This window comes from Streptomyces sp. NPDC001093 (assembly GCF_040298985.1).
Classification (GTDB): Bacteria; Actinomycetota; Actinomycetes; order Streptomycetales; family Streptomycetaceae; genus Streptomyces.
Genome location: NZ_JBEPBF010000094.1, coordinates 25,110 through 40,089, shown reverse-complemented (window position 1 = coordinate 40,089; position 14,980 = coordinate 25,110). Strand labels below are relative to the sequence as shown.

The 14,980-nt window shown below is 69.4% G+C and carries 15 protein-coding genes; all 15 read left to right on the top strand.

The annotated features are described in order from the left end of the window. Nucleotides 1–1,439, top strand: a 1,439-nt coding sequence (gene rho, locus ABT288_RS34535) for a transcription termination factor Rho (protein ID WP_351616393.1), incomplete at its 5' end; no start/stop codon positions are given. A 116-nt stretch (nucleotides 1,440–1,555) separates the two neighbouring features. Continuing rightward, nucleotides 1,556–3,478 carry a trypsin-like serine protease gene (locus tag ABT288_RS34530; RefSeq protein WP_502972898.1) on the top strand — a complete coding sequence of 641 codons (1,923 nt, stop codon included), beginning with the start codon at nucleotides 1,556–1,558 and terminating at the stop codon, nucleotides 3,476–3,478. 196 nt (nucleotides 3,479–3,674) lie between these two features. After that, nucleotides 3,675–4,802 carry an LCP family protein gene (locus tag ABT288_RS34525; RefSeq protein ID WP_351616390.1) on the top strand — a complete coding sequence of 376 codons (1,128 nt, stop codon included), beginning with the start codon at nucleotides 3,675–3,677 and terminating at the stop codon, nucleotides 4,800–4,802. A 199-nt stretch (nucleotides 4,803–5,001) separates the two neighbouring features. Beyond that, complete coding sequence (gene rpmE / locus ABT288_RS34520; protein ID WP_014675000.1) at nucleotides 5,002–5,226, top strand: 50S ribosomal protein L31; 225 nt, start codon at nucleotides 5,002–5,004, stop codon at nucleotides 5,224–5,226. A 105-nt stretch (nucleotides 5,227–5,331) separates the two neighbouring features. Beyond that, the gene (gene prfA, locus ABT288_RS34515) at nucleotides 5,332–6,399 is read left to right on the top strand and encodes a peptide chain release factor 1 (RefSeq protein WP_351616388.1); all 1,068 of its coding nucleotides are present in this window, start codon (nucleotides 5,332–5,334) and stop codon (nucleotides 6,397–6,399) included. Nucleotides 6,400–6,438: 39 nt separating this feature from the next. Next, complete coding sequence (gene prmC, locus ABT288_RS34510) at nucleotides 6,439–7,284, top strand: peptide chain release factor N(5)-glutamine methyltransferase (RefSeq protein ID WP_351616385.1); 846 nt, start codon at nucleotides 6,439–6,441, stop codon at nucleotides 7,282–7,284. Nucleotides 7,285–7,345: 61 nt separating this feature from the next. Beyond that, on the top strand, nucleotides 7,346–7,993 hold the full coding sequence (locus tag ABT288_RS34505; protein ID WP_351616382.1) for an L-threonylcarbamoyladenylate synthase: 648 nt from the start codon (nucleotides 7,346–7,348) through the stop codon (nucleotides 7,991–7,993). Then, nucleotides 7,990–8,667: an arsenate reductase/protein-tyrosine-phosphatase family protein gene (locus tag ABT288_RS34500; protein ID WP_351616380.1), complete on the top strand. Its 678-nt coding sequence runs from the start codon at nucleotides 7,990–7,992 to the stop codon at nucleotides 8,665–8,667. Before ABT288_RS34505 ends, ABT288_RS34500 begins: the two co-directional genes overlap by 4 nt. Before the next feature lie 83 nt (nucleotides 8,668–8,750). After that, nucleotides 8,751–9,989 (top strand): serine hydroxymethyltransferase, encoded by a 1,239-nt coding sequence (gene glyA, locus ABT288_RS34495; protein ID WP_351616377.1) that lies wholly within the window; start codon nucleotides 8,751–8,753, stop codon nucleotides 9,987–9,989. Between the two features lie 151 nt (nucleotides 9,990–10,140). Further along, on the top strand, nucleotides 10,141–11,460 hold the full coding sequence (locus ABT288_RS34490) for an MraY family glycosyltransferase (protein WP_351616375.1): 1,320 nt from the start codon (nucleotides 10,141–10,143) through the stop codon (nucleotides 11,458–11,460). Between the two features lie 302 nt (nucleotides 11,461–11,762). Next, entirely contained in the window at nucleotides 11,763–12,209 is a 447-nt protein-coding gene (locus ABT288_RS34485; RefSeq protein WP_351616374.1) for a Cg1360 family ATP-synthase-associated protein, read from the top strand. Nucleotides 12,210–12,434: 225 nt separating this feature from the next. Then, nucleotides 12,435–13,259 carry a F0F1 ATP synthase subunit A gene (gene atpB, locus ABT288_RS34480; RefSeq protein WP_351616371.1) on the top strand — a complete coding sequence of 275 codons (825 nt, stop codon included), beginning with the start codon at nucleotides 12,435–12,437 and terminating at the stop codon, nucleotides 13,257–13,259. A gap of 74 nt (nucleotides 13,260–13,333) precedes the next feature. Beyond that, entirely contained in the window at nucleotides 13,334–13,558 is a 225-nt protein-coding gene (gene atpE, locus ABT288_RS34475; RefSeq protein WP_228623583.1) for an ATP synthase F0 subunit C, read from the top strand. A gap of 41 nt (nucleotides 13,559–13,599) precedes the next feature. Then, complete coding sequence (locus tag ABT288_RS34470; protein ID WP_351616368.1) at nucleotides 13,600–14,145, top strand: F0F1 ATP synthase subunit B; 546 nt, start codon at nucleotides 13,600–13,602, stop codon at nucleotides 14,143–14,145. Beyond that, nucleotides 14,142–14,957 carry a F0F1 ATP synthase subunit delta gene (locus ABT288_RS34465; RefSeq protein ID WP_351616365.1) on the top strand — a complete coding sequence of 272 codons (816 nt, stop codon included), beginning with the start codon at nucleotides 14,142–14,144 and terminating at the stop codon, nucleotides 14,955–14,957. The genes ABT288_RS34470 and ABT288_RS34465 overlap by 4 nt, the downstream gene beginning before the upstream one ends. The last annotated feature ends 23 nt before the right edge of the window (nucleotides 14,958–14,980 follow it).

Genomic DNA, 14,980 nt, shown 5'->3' with positions numbered 1-14,980 from the left:
CGCAGGGCGAGGCCGCCAAGGGCGACGCCGGTGACGGCGATGGCCGTGGCCGCCGCGACCGCCGTGAGCGCGGCCGGGACCGCGACCGGGACCGTGACCGCCGTGGCAAGGGCGACGAGCAGGGCGGCCAGCAGCGCCAGCCGCAGGGCCAGCCGCAGGGCGGCCGCCAGGACCGCCAGGACCGCCAGCAGGACGACGACGACTTCGAGGGCGGCCGCCGGGGCCGTCGCGGCCGCTACCGGGACCGCCGTGGCCGCCGTGGCCGCGACGACGTCGCCGAGCCGCAGCTCGCCGAGGACGACGTCCTGATCCCGGTCGCGGGCATCCTGGACATCCTCGACAACTACGCCTTCATCCGGACCTCCGGCTACCTGCCGGGCCCGAACGACGTGTACGTCTCCCTCGCCCAGGTCCGCAAGAACGGCCTGCGCAAGGGCGACCACGTCACGGGTGCGGTCCGTCAGCCGAAGGAGGGCGAGCGCCGCGAGAAGTTCAACGCACTGGTCCGCCTCGACTCCGTCAACGGCATGGCGCCCGAACACGGCCGTGGCCGCCCGGAGTTCAACAAGCTGACCCCGCTCTACCCGCAGGACCGGCTCCGTCTGGAGACGGACCCGGGCGTGCTCACCACCCGCATCATCGACCTGGTCTCGCCGATCGGTAAGGGCCAGCGCGGTCTGATCGTGGCCCCGCCGAAGACCGGCAAGACCATGATCATGCAGGCGATCGCCAACGCGATCACGCACAACAACCCCGAGTGCCACCTGATGGTCGTCCTCGTCGACGAGCGTCCGGAAGAGGTCACCGACATGCAGCGGTCGGTCAAGGGCGAGGTCATCTCCTCGACCTTCGACCGTCCGGCCGAGGACCACACCACGGTCGCCGAGCTCGCCATCGAGCGCGCCAAGCGCCTGGTGGAGCTGGGCCACGACGTCGTCGTGCTGCTCGACTCGATCACGCGTCTGGGCCGCGCCTACAACCTGGCGGCTCCGGCCTCCGGCCGCATCCTGTCCGGTGGTGTCGACTCCACCGCGCTGTACCCGCCGAAGCGGTTCTTCGGTGCGGCGCGGAACATCGAGGACGGCGGTTCGCTGACCATCCTGGCCACGGCTCTCGTGGACACCGGGTCCCGCATGGACGAGGTGATCTTCGAGGAGTTCAAGGGCACGGGCAACATGGAGCTGAAGCTCGACCGCAAGCTGGCGGACAAGCGGATCTTCCCGGCCGTGGACGTGGACGCCTCCGGTACCCGTAAGGAGGAGATCCTGCTGGGTGCCGAGGAGCTGGGCATCGTCTGGAAGCTGCGTCGTGTGCTGCACGCGCTCGACCAGCAGCAGGCGATCGAGCTGCTGCTGGACAAGATGAAGCAGACCAAGTCGAACGTCGAGTTCCTGATGCAGATTCAGAAGACGACGCCGACACCCGGCAACGGCGACTAATCGGTAGAGACCGGGCAGGAGAGAGGGCCGCCCCCCGTCAATCGGTGACGGGGGGCGGCCCTTTGGCGCTGAGAGGTACGGGTGCGCATCACGTGCCCCTTCTGACTCATCGCTCCATGGGGGACTCTTTGTCCACACCTCTGCCCCGCGCCGGTCGGCACAGACGCCGGATACGCATCGGCCTGCCCGTCGCCGCCGCCGGTGTCGCCGCGGCCGTCGCCGCCGCGCTGCTGACCACCTCCGCCGGTGCCTCGACGGCCTCGGCCTCGCCGACCGTCAAGCCGGCCACCAGCTCCGCCTCGCTCACCGAGCTGACGGACCGCGTCGCGGGCGCGCTCGCCACCGACAAGGACTTCAAGAAGGCCTCGAGGACCAAGGACACGAAGACCGGCGGGACGGCTTCCGCGTCTTCTTCGTCGGCCTCGTCTTCTTCGTCGGCCTCGTCTTCTTCGCCGTCCCCGTCGGCCCCGTCGTCCTCGTCCACGACGTCCGGCACCGGCACCGTCAGCCCGATGATCATCGGTGGTACCACCACGACCATCACCTCGGCGCCGTGGATGGCCCAGCTCTGGTACTACGACGACAAGGGCACCACCGACACCTCTGACGACGTCGGCTTCTTCTGCGGCGGTGCCGTGGTGGCGCCGACGAAGATCCTGACCGCCGCGCACTGCGTCAAGGGCTTCGACTGGCACGCCCACGGGTCCATCGTCACCGGCACCGACCAACTGCCCACCACCGACACCTCCGGCAACACCGACCTGCACGGCGGCACGGTCTCCGGTGTCTGGCGGCAGTGGAACCACCCGTCGTACAACGCGACGGCCATCGACAACGACATCGCCGTACTGACCCTGGCGAACCCGGTCAGGGCCACGCCGATCCGCATGACGACGTCGACCGACACGGCGTCCTACGCGGCCGGCACGAGCGCCAAGGTCTACGGCTGGGGCCGCACCAGCTCCACCAGCCAGGACATCTCGCAGACGCTCAGGACGGCGACCCTGCCGATCCAGTCCGACAGCACGTGCTCCGGCGCCTACGGCAGTGAGTTCATCGCGGGTCACATGGTCTGCGCGGGCAACCCCGCGACCGGCAGCGACTCGGGCACCACGGCCACCTGCAACGGCGACTCCGGCGGCCCGCTGATCGTGAACAACCGCATCGTCGGCATCGTCTCCTGGGGCGTGCAGAACTGCGTCGCCAAGGGTGCCTACAGCGTGTTCAGCAAGGTGAAGACGTACGTCGGCGCCGCCTACCCGCGCATCGACGACACCAACCTCAGCGGCGACCACAAGGCAGACCTGTTCATCCGCAGCCAGTCCACGTCCACCGGGTACGAGAAGGACTCCCAGGGCACCTCGTTCGGGGCCCGCATCTCCTGGGGCAGCTTCTCGGGCTACAACACGATCCTGCAGACGGACCTGGACCGGGACGGCTACCAGGACTTCGTCCTGCGCCGCAGCAGCGACGGGGCGGTCTTCTGGCTGCACTACATCCCGGCCACCCAGAGCTGGAGCAAGAAGGAGATCTTCAGCAACTGGTCCACCCGGAAGTTCACCGTCGCCCCCGGTGATGTCACCGGCGACTACCTGCCCGACCTGCTCTCGGTCGACTCCTCCGGCAACCTGTGGATCTACCCGGGCAAGGGCGACGGCTCCTTCGCCACCCCCGTCAAGGTCGGCTCCGGCTGGGGCCAGTACAACTCCCTGCGCGGCCACGGCGACTTCGACGGCGACGGCAAGGCCGACCTGATCGCCCGCCAGAGCAGCACCGGCGACGTCTACCTGTACCGGGGCACCGGCACGGCCGGCTCGGGCGCCTTCGCCCCGCGGATCAAGGTGCGCAGCGCCTGGACCGGCTACAACGCCTTCGACGCGGTCGGCGACGTCACCGGTGACGGCAAGGCCGACTTCCTGGCCCGCAACACCGGCGGCACGCTCTACCTGTACCCGGGCACCGGCAAGGCGACCAGCGAGATCTTTGCCACAAGGATCTCGGTCGGCACCGGTTTCCAGGCCTACGACATCTGGGGCTGAAACCCCAGGTGAGCGAGGCTCACCGGCCGTACATCGATGACGCACAGTGCCCATCGCGCCACGCGATGGGCACTGTGCGTTGTGCAACCCTTGCCCGGGTTTCTCCGTCTGCCCTTACGGGGCGACGATGGAGCGGTAGCGACCGCGCCTGACCCTGAAAGCAGGGGGTAACCGACCGACGAGACCTAGGAGTGATGTGTCCGCCGAGAGCACGCCGGAGCCCGCCATAACCACGCCGGGCGAGGACGGCCCCCGCCGCAGTGGCAAGGGCCGCCGCAGGGCCCGCGGCAAGAGCCGCAAGGCCGTGCGCGTCGCCGCCTGGACGGCCGCCGGTGTGGTGGTGCTGGCGGGTACGGGCGCGGGGTACCTGTACTTCAAGCTCAACGGCAACATCCGCAGCGTCGACATCGACCAGGCCCTCGGCAACGACCGGCCCTCGAAGATCGACAACGGCTCCGAGAACATCCTGGTCCTCGGCTCGGACACCCGCTCCGGCTCCAACAAGAAGCTCGGCGGCGGCACCGACGACGGCAGCGCCCGCTCCGACACGGCGATGATCGTCCACGTCTACGAGGGCCACAAGAAGGCCAGTGTGGTCTCCGTCCCCCGGGACACCCTGATCGACCGCCCGGCCTGCACCGACACCAAGGGCACCACGCACCCGGCCGCGAACGGCACCATGTTCAACGAGGCCTACTCGACCGGCGGTGCGGCCTGCGCGGTGAAGACCGTCGAGTCCCTCACCGGTATCCGCATGGACCACTACCTGGAGGTCGACTTCGCGGGCTTCCAGAAGCTCATCGACGACCTCGGCGGCGTCCCGGTCACCACGTCCAGGAGCATCGACGACCCGCAGAGCCACCTGAACCTCCAGGCCGGCACCCACACCCTCGACGGCCGGCAGGCCCTCGGCCTGGTCCGCACCCGGCACGGCGTGGGCGACGGCTCCGACCTGGGACGCATCCAGCTCCAGCAGGCCTTCGTCAAGGCGCTGCTCAACCAGGTCAAGCACGTCGGTGTCCTCACCAGCCCCAAGAAGCTGTACGACCTCGCCGACACCGCCACCAGGACGGTCACCACCGACTCCGACCTCGGCTCGGTCAACTCCCTGATCGACTTCGCGGACGGCCTCAAGGGCATCGGCGCCAAGAACATGACCATGATCACCATGCCGGTCCAGTACGACCCGGCGAACCCCAACCGCGTGCTCATGGAGAAGCGGAAGGCCCAGCTGGTCTGGGACGCCCTGAAGAACGACCGCCCGATCCCGAGGTCGGCCACGGCGGGCACGGCCACGGGCGAGGCCCAGGGCGTGGTGAGGTAGCCGGCGGCACTCCCGCTCACCCGCGGGAACACTCCCGCTCACCCGCAGGAACACTCCGGCTCACCCGCAGGAATAGAACAACCGCACCCCCGGTTTGGGTGGATGGCCCCAGTCCTGGCAGACTGGTACGTCGGCTCCGGTTCACGCTCCCGCACCCCGCGGCAGCGACCCGGCGCCCTCCCGGAACCTAGGAGACACCTTGAAGCGCGACATCCACCCCGCGTACGTCGAGACGCAGGTCAGCTGCACCTGTGGCGCGTCGTTCACCACCCGTAGCACCATCGAGTCCGGCACCATCCGGGCCGAGGTCTGCTCCGAGTGCCACCCGTTCTACACGGGCAAGCAGAAGATCCTCGACACCGGTGGCCGTGTGGCCCGCTTCGAGGCCCGCTTCGGCAAGGCTGCCGCCGGCTCCAAGAAGTAGCGAGCCCCATTTCGCCGGTCCACGGTCACGCCCTCGTGGGGGTGTGCCCGGGACCGGCGTTTTTGGTCGCCCGCCCTTCCCTTCACCGCAGTACAGGAGCCCAAGATGTTCGAGGCCGTCGAGGAACTCGTCGCCGAGCACGCCGATCTGGAGAAGAAGCTCGCCGACCCGTCGGTCCACGCCGACCAGCAGAACGCGCGCAAGCTGAACAAGCGCTACGCCGAGCTCACCCCGATCGTCGCCACGTACCGCTCCTGGAAGCAGACCGGCGACGACACCGAGACCGCGCGCGAACTGGCGGCCGACGACCCCGACTTCGCCGCCGAGGTCAAGGACCTGGAGAAGCAGCGCGAGGAGCTCACCGAGAAGCTTCGCTTCCTGCTGATCCCGCGCGACCCGAGTGACGACAAGGACGTCATTCTGGAGATCAAGGCGGGCGCGGGCGGCGACGAGTCGGCCCTCTTCGCCGGCGACCTGCTGCGCATGTACCTGCGCTACGCCGAGCGCGTCGGCTGGAAGACCGAGATCATCGACGCCACCGAGTCCGAGCTGGGCGGCTACAAGGACGTCCAGGTCGCGGTGAAGGCCCGCGGTCAGCTCGAACCCGGCCAGGGCGTGTGGGCCCGGCTGAAGTACGAGGGCGGCGTGCACCGCGTGCAGCGCGTGCCGGCCACCGAGTCCCAGGGCCGTATCCACACCTCCGCCGCCGGTGTCCTCGTGACCCCCGAGGCCGAGGAGGTGGACGTGGAGATCAACCCCAACGACCTCCGCATCGACGTCTACCGGTCCTCCGGCCCGGGCGGCCAGTCGGTCAACACCACCGACTCCGCGGTGCGCATCACGCACCTCCCGACCGGCGTCGTGGCCTCCTGCCAGAACGAGAAGAGCCAGCTGCAGAACAAGGAGCAGGCGCTGCGTATCCTGCGCTCCAGGCTGCTCGCCGCGGCGCAGGAGGAGGCCGAGCGGGAGGCCGCCGACGCCCGCCGCAGCCAGGTCCGCACGGTCGACCGCTCCGAGAAGATCCGCACCTACAACTTCCCGGAGAACCGCATCTCCGACCACCGCGTCGGCTTCAAGGCGTACAACCTGGACCAGGTCCTGGACGGCGACCTCGACGCGGTCATCCAGGCCTGCGTCGACGCCGACTCGGCGGCGAAGCTGGCGGCCGCGTAAGACACCTACGCAACGACGAGCACGACACGGAGGACTTGCGTGAACCTGCTGCTCGCGGAGGTGGCCCAGGCCACCCAGCGGCTGGCCGACGCCGGCGTGCCCTCGCCGCGCACCGACGCGGAGGAGCTCGCCGCGTTCGTGCACGGTGTGAAGCGCGGCGAACTGCACTCCGTGAAGGACTCGGACTTCGACGCCCGGTACTGGGAGGTCATCGCCCGGCGCGAACAGCGCGAGCCGCTGCAGCACATCACCGGGCGGGCCTACTTCCGCTACCTGGAACTCCAGGTCGGGCCGGGCGTCTTCGTGCCCCGGCCCGAGACCGAGTCCGTGGTCGGCTGGGCCATAGACGCCGTGCGCGCCATGGACGTCGTCGAGCCGTGCATCGTCGATCTGTGCACCGGCTCCGGCGCCATCGCGCTCGCCCTCGCCCAGGAGGTCCCGCGCTCCCGAGTGCACGCCGTGGAGCTGTCCGAGGACGCCCTGGTGTGGACGCGGAAGAACGTGGCGGGGTCCAGGGTCGACCTGCGGCAGGGGGACGCCCTGTCGGCCTTCCCCGACCTCGACGGGCAGGTCGACCTGGTGATCTCCAACCCGCCGTACATCCCGCTCACCGAGTGGGAGTACGTGGCCCCGGAGGCCCGTGACTACGACCCCGAGATGGCGTTGTTCTCCGGCGAGGACGGCCTCGACCTGATCCGGGGCATCGAGCGCACCGCGCACCGGCTGCTGCGCCCGGGCGGTGTCGTCGTGATCGAGCACGCCGACACCCAGGGCGGCCAGGTGCCGTGGATCTTCACCGAGGAGCGGGGCTGGGCCGACGCGGCCGACCACCCCGACCTCAACAACCGCCCCCGGTTCGCGACCGCCCGCAAGGCGCTGCCGTGACCACCCCGACCACAGTCTTTTCCGAAGTCCCGCAGCACGTGTACGAGGAGGCCCGCTAGACATGGCACGGCGATACGACACCAACGACGCGACCGACCGCGTGACGGGTCTGCGCGAGGCCGCGTCCGCCGTCCGCCGGGGCGAGTTGGTGGTCCTGCCGACCGACACGGTGTACGGCCTCGGCGCCGACGCGTTCTCCTCGGAGGCGGTCGCCGACCTCCTCGCCGCCAAGGGCCGTGGCCGCAACATGCCCACCCCTGTCCTCATCGGCTCCCCGAACACGCTGCACGGCCTCGTCACGGACTTCTCCGAGCTGGCGTGGGAGCTGGTCGACGCGTTCTGGCCGGGCGCCCTGACGCTCGTCGCCAAGCACCAGCCGTCCCTCCAGTGGGACCTGGGCGACACGCGGGGCACGGTGGCCGTCCGCATGCCGCTGCACCCCGTCGCCATCGAGCTGCTCACCGAGGTCGGCCCGATGGCCGTCTCCTCCGCCAACCTCACCGGCCACCCGGCGCCGGAGGACTGCGACGCCGCGCAGGAGATGCTCGGCGACTCCGTCTCCGTCTACCTCGACGGCGGCCCGACCCCGGGCAACGTGCCGTCGTCCATCGTGGACGTCACCGGCCGGGTGCCGGTGCTGCTGCGCGAGGGCGCGATCTCCCCGGAGGAGCTGCGCAAGGTCGTACCCGACCTCGAGGTGGCCAATTGACGGCCCCTGAAGCGGGGCGTGGCATAGGCATCGGGGAACGTGCGGCGGAACAGACGACGACGTTCGGCTTTCCGCGCGACACCTTCCGCATCCTCCACGTCAGCACCGGCAACGTGTGCCGCTCGCCCATCACCGAGCGGCTGACCCGCCATTTCGTGGCGGAGCGGCTCGGCGTGCTCGGCGGCGGGCTGATCGTGGAGAGCGCGGGCACCTGGGGCCACGAGGGCGCCCCGATGGAGGCCAACGCGGAGGCCGTGCTGGCCGACTTCGGCGCGGACGCCTCCGGCTTCACCGGCAGGGAGCTGCTCGACGAGCACGTCATCATGGCCGACCTGGTCCTCACCGCGACCCGCGACCACCGCGCCCAGGTCATCTCCATGGGCCATTCGGCGGGCCTGCGCACCTTCACCCTGAAGGAGTTCACCCGCCTGGTCCGCGCGATAGACCCGGCCACGCTGCCGCCGCTGGAGGACGGCGTGGTCATGCGCGCCCGCGCCCTGGTCCGCGCGGCGGCGGCGCTGCGCGGGTGGCTGCTCGCGCCCACGGTGGAGGCGGACGAGGTCCACGACCCGTACGGGGCACCCCTGACGTTCTTCCGGTCGATCGGGGACGAGATACACCAGGCGCTGGATCCGGTGGTGACGGCGCTGACCGGGCTACCGGCGCGTACGTAGACGTTCGACGTCGATACCGGGCATACCGCACATCCCCGGCCTACATTGGTCATACGTCACCGTCGACCGCCCGGGAGCCCGCCATGTCGGTCACCCCTACCCTCGAGACCGACGTCCTGCGGCGGCAGGACCCGGCGATGGCCGAGATCCTCCTCGCGGAGCTGGACCGGCAGTCCACCACCCTGCAGCTGATCGCCGCCGAGAACTACTGCTCGCCGGCCGTGCTGGCCGCCCTCGGCTCCGCGCTCGCCAACAAGTACGCCGAGGGCTATCCCGGCGCCCGGCACCACGGTGGCTGCGAGCTCGTCGACCTCGCCGAACGCGCCGCCATCGACCGGGCCAAGGAGCTGTTCGGCGCCGAACACGCCAACGTCCAGTCCCACTCCGGCTCCTCGGCCGTCCTGGCCGCCTACGCCGCCCTGCTGCGCCCCGGCGACACCGTCCTCGCCCTCGGTCTGCACTACGGCGGCCATCTCACCCACGGCTCGCCCGCGAACTTCTCCGGCCGCTGGTTCGACTTCGTCGGGTACGGGGTGGACGCGGAGACCGGGCTCATCGATCACGACCAGGTGCGTCACCTGGCCCTGGGCCACCGTCCCAAGGCGATCGTGTGCGGCTCGATCGCCTATCCCCGGCACATCGACTACGCCTTCTTCCGCGAGGTCGCCGACGAGGTCGGGGCCTATCTGATCGCCGACGCCGCGCACCCGATCGGGCTGGTCGCCGGCGGCGCGGCGCCGAACCCGGTGCCGTACGCCGACATCGTCTGCGCGACCACGCACAAGGTGCTGCGCGGTCCGCGCGGCGGGATGATCCTGTGCGGGAGCGAACTGGCCGAGCGCGTCGACCGGGCGGTGTTCCCGTTCACCCAGGGCGGCGCGCAGATGCACACGATCGCCGCGAAGGCCGTCGCGTTCGGTGAGGCGGCGACACCGGCCTTCGCCGTGTACGCCCATCAGGTGGTCGCCAACGCACGGGTGCTCGCCGGTCACCTGGCCGCCGAGGGCCTCACCGTCACCACCGGCGGCACGGACACCCACCTGATCACCGCCGACCCGGCACCGCTCGGGGTGGACGGCCGCACCGCGCGCGGCCGGCTCGCCGCCGCCGGGATCGTCCTGGACTGCTGCGCGCTGCCGCACGGGGACGGCCGGGGCCTGCGCCTGGGCACGGCCGCGGTGACCACGCAGGGCATGGGGGAGCCGGAGATGGTGCGGATCGCCGCGCTGATGGCGGCCGTGCTGCGCGACGAGCGGGACGCGGCCGGGGCCCGGGAGGAGGTGCGCGTTCTCACAGGAGGTTTTCCGCCGTACCCGGGCTGAACGGGGGTAGGCGCTGCCCCGTACATCCCGATGTGCGCCAGGATCCACAGCCAGGCGTGCAACCATCGTGGCTACCCGGAAGTCCCCATCCGTATACGTCCATCGCTAGGGTATGGGGCTGTGATGGCCAGCGAGACCCGTGGGGAAGCCTGTGCGTGAATACCTGCTGACGCTCTGCATCACGGCCGCGGTGACGTACCTGCTGACAGGGCCGGTACGGAAGTTCGCGATCGTGGCCGGGGCGATGCCGGAGATCCGGGCGCGTGACGTGCACCGCGAACCCACTCCGCGTCTCGGCGGTATCGCCATGTTCTTCGGCCTGTGCGCGGGCCTGCTGGTCGCGGACCACCTGACCAACCTCAACGAGGTCTTCGCGAAGTCGAACGAGCCGCGGGCCCTGCTCTCCGGCGCGGCCCTGATCTGGCTGATCGGCGTCCTGGACGACAAGTTCGAGATCGACGCGCTGATCAAGCTGGGCGGCCAGATGATCGCCGCGGGCGTGATGGTGGTCCAGGGTCTGACGATCCTGTGGCTGCCCATCCCCGGCGTCGGCAACGTGGCGCTGACCCAGTGGCAGGGCACGCTGCTGACCGTGGCGCTCGTCGTCATCACGATCAACGCGGTGAACTTCGTGGACGGCCTGGACGGTCTGGCGGCCGGCATGGTCTGCATCGCGGCGGCCGCGTTCTTCCTGTACTCGTACCGGATCTGGTACTCGTACGGCATCGAGGCCGCCGCCCCGGCGACCCTGTTCGCGGCGATCCTGATGGGCATGTGCCTGGGCTTCCTGCCCCACAACATGCACCCGGCGCGGATCTTCATGGGTGACTCCGGCTCGATGCTGATCGGCCTGGTGCTGGCGGCGGGCGCGATCTCGATCACCGGTCAGCTGGACCCGGACGCGCTCGCGCTGTTCACGGGGTCGGAGAAGGCGGCGGTGCACCAGACGGTGCCGGTGTACATCCCGCTGCTGCTGCCGCTGACGATCATCGCGGTGCCGGCGGCCGACCTGGTCCTCGCGATCGTACGGCGCACCTGGCGCGGCCAGTCCCCGTTCGCGGCCGACCGCGGCCATCTGCACCACCGGCTGCTGGAGATCGGCCACTCGCACAGCCGGGCGGTGCTGATCATGTACTTCTGGTCGGCGCTGATCGCCTTCGGCGCGCTGGCCTACTCGGTCAACTCGGCCTCGATGTGGATCGTGCTGGGCGTGGTCTTCCTCAGCGCGGTCGGACTGGTCCTGCTGCTGCTCCCGCGCTTCACGCCGCGGGTGCCGGTGTGGGCCCAGCGGTTCGTGCCGCCGCGCTACCGGCTGCGCCGCCGTGCGGCCCGGGCCGCCGTGGCGAGGGAGGCCGAGGAGCCTCAGGAGACGCAGGAGGCCGAGGAACGGGCCCCTGTCACCGCCGGGATCTCGGGCGTCAACGGAGCGACCGCGATCGGCGCTCGTTCGCGTTTCCTTGACCGACACTGAGCCAGTCCAAGGTAAGAATCTAACGAGAGCATTGCCCGCTCATGGGGGAGCAAAGTCCCCTAATACCAGACAAGTGGGTGCCGTTTCTGCGCAGACGGGCACTGTCACTCTCATGTGTGACAGCAAGCACACCCACCGGGTAAAGACCTCATCAAATAGTTTGTGATACGGTTCACGAGAACCCGGAGAGAGTCGAAGGACCCAAGTGCGTGGGCCCCTCGACCTGAGGATTCGATCACTCAGCCCGGGACTACGCTCGTCCATGACGACACCCTGCCCCCTGTGAAAGCGGAGTTGCCGCCATGCCGTCCAATGACGTCCGGATTCTGGCCCAGGCTGCCGTGCCCACGGCTGCCGTCGGCGCGATTGCCGCCGTCGTCAGCGGTGTGGTCGCGGGCGGCAAGGGAGCGATCGGGGCCGTCGTCGCGACGCTGCTGGTGATTCTCTTCATGGGGCTGGGCCTCTACGTGCTCCAGCGCACCGCCCGATCGCTTCCGCATCTCTTCCAGGCCATGGGACTGATGCTCTACGCGGCCCAGATCCTGCTGATGTTCGTCTTCGTGGCCGCGTTCAAGAACACCACGCTCTTCAATCCCAGGGCCTTCGCGCTCACGCTCGTCGCCGGCACGCTCGCCTGGATCGCCGCACAGACGCGTGCGCACATGAAGTCCAAGATTCTCTATGTCGAGCCCGATTCGACGTCCTCCTCGAGCAGCGAAAAGTCCCACAAGTCGGGGCACTCGTCGTGAGGGGTAGGGCCGGGATAAAGACGCCAGAGAGACCCTGCTATCGTCCGGTGCCAACTGCGGCATCGCGGGCGCGGGCATCCGAGCTGACGCCTGCTCAATCGCGAGGCGAGATGCCCCCCAGCCGCCCCCACATCCGTAACACCAGTCCCGTGCCGAACCGCGGCCGTGCGCCGCGCCGACACAACGAGGTTGCCGTACCTATGCGCCACGCTGAAGGAGCCCGCGGTGAGTGCTGACCCGACGCAGACGCTCGCTTTCGACTCGAGCTGCCACCTGTTCTCCGGGTGCGGTTTCGACACCGTCGCTCCGGGCCTGCACTCGTTCCTCTTCAAGCCGCTCTGGGGCAATACGAACGGCATCTACTTCAACAAGCCGATGCTGCTTGCCCTGCTGGGCTCCATCATCGTGGTGGGCTTCTTCTGGGCCGCGTTCGCCAGGCCCAAGGTCGTCCCGGGCAAGCTCCAGATGGTCGCCGAGGCCGGTTACGACTTCATCCGCCGCGGTGTCGTCTACGAGACCATCGGCAAGAAGGAAGGCGAGAAGTACGTCCCGCTGGTCGTCTCGCTGTTCTTCTTCGTCTGGATGATGAACCTCTGGTCGATCATCCCGGTCGCCCAGTTCCCGGTCACCTCGATCATCGCCTACCCGATGGTCCTGGCCCTGATCGTCTACCTTGTCTGGGTTCCGCTCACCTTCAAGCGGCACGGTTTCGTCGGCGCGTGGAAGAACATCACCGGCTACGACAAGTCGCTCGGTGCGGTGCTCCCGCTGGCCATGACCATCGAGCTGTTCTCGAACCTGCTGGTCCGCCCGTTCACGCACGCGGTGCGACTCTTCGCGAACATGTTCGCCGGTCACACGCTGCTCGTGCTCTTCACGGTCGCCAGCTGGTACATGCTGAACGGCATCGGCATCGCCTACTCCGCCGTCTCCTTCTCGATGACGATCGTCATGACCGCCTTCGAGCTCTTCATCCAGGCTGTCCAGGCGTACGTCTTCGTCCTGCTGACCTGCTCCTACATTCAGGGCGCGCTCGCCGAGCACCACTGAGCTGCCCCGCTCCGCACCCCCTGGTCGTCCGGTGGCCAACCCCCACCGGTCCGTAAAGAAAAGGAAGAACTGGCATGTCCCAGACCCTTGCCGCTGTCACTGGCTCGCTCAGCTCCGTCGGTTACGGCCTGGCCGCCATCGGCCCCGGCGTCGGCGTCGGCATCATCTTCGGCAACGGCACGCAGGCCCTCGCCCGCCAGCCCGAGGCGGCCGGTCTGATCCGCGCCAACCAGATCCTCGGCTTCGCGTTCTGTGAGGCGCTGGCCCTGATCGGCCTCGTCATGCCGTTCGTCTACTAAGACGAACGTCAGCGACAGCCCATTCGACGAAAGGCACTGAGATGACCCACTCATGGGTTCAGTTTGCGGCGGAGAAGGAGAATCCCCTCCTTCCGCCGTGGCCGGAGCTCGTCATCGGCCTGATCGCCTTCGTCATCGTCTTCGGCTTCCTCGCCAAGAAGCTCCTCCCGAACATCAACAAGGTTCTGGAAGAGCGCCGCGAGGCCATCGAGGGCGGTATCGAAAAGGCCGAGGCCGCGCAGACCGAGGCTCAGAGCGTCCTTGAGCAGTACAAGGCGCAGCTCGCCGAGGCCCGGCACGAGGCCGCGCGTCTGCGTCAGGAGGCGCAGGAGCAGGGTGCCGCGCTCATCGCCGAGATGCGGGCCGAGGGCCAGCGGCAGCGCGAGGAGATCGTCACCGCCGGTCACGCCCAGATCGAGGCCGACCGCAAGGCCGCCGCGCAGACGCTGCGTCAGGACGTCGGCAAGCTCGCCACCGAACTGGCCGGCAAGCTCGTCGGTGAGTCCCTCGAGGACCACGCCCGCCAGAGCCGTGTGATCGACCGCTTCCTCGACGAGCTCGAGGAGAAGGCCGAGGCCACGCGATGAACGGAGCGAGCCGCGAGGCCCTGGCAGCCGCACGTGAGCGTCTCGACGCGCTGACGGACTCCACGTCCGTCGACGCCGCTTCGCTCGCCGACGAGCTGGCGGCCGTCACCGCGCTGCTCGACCGCGAGGCCGGCCTGCGCCGGGTGCTCACCGACCCGGCGCAGCCCGCAGAGGCCAAGGCGGAGCTGGTCCAGCGTCTGATCGGTGGCCAGGTCAGCGGCGCGACCGCCGACCTGGTGGCCGGGACGGCGCGCTCCCGCTGGTCGCAGCCCCGCGACCTGGTGGACGCGCTGGAGGAGCTGGCGAGCATCGCCGACCTCACGGCCGCGGAGAAGACGGGCACCCTCGACGACGTCGAGGACGAGCTGTTCCGGTTCGGCCGGATCGTCTCCTCCAGCACCGAGCTGCGCGCCGCGCTGACCGACCGCGCCGCCTCCGCGGCGGCCAAGACCGAGCTGCTGCACCGGCTGCTCGGCGGACGGGCCAAGCCGATCACCGAGCGTCTGGTGACGCGCCTTGTGACCGCGCCGCGTGGACGTAGCCTGGAAGCGGGACTGGAGTCCCTGTCCAAGCTCGCCGCCGACCGCCGGGACCGGATGGTCGCTGTCGTCACCTCGGCGGTGCCGCTGAGTGACGGCCAGAAGCAGCGCCTCGGCGCCGCCCTCGCCAAGCTCTACGGCCGCCGGATGCACCTCAACCTGGACGTGGACCCCGAGGTCATCGGCGGTATCCGGGTGCAGGTCGGTGACGAGGTCATCAACGGCTCGATCGTGGACCGCCTGGACGACGCCGCCCGCCGCATGGCGAGCTAGCAGCAACTCGATATTCGAGACAA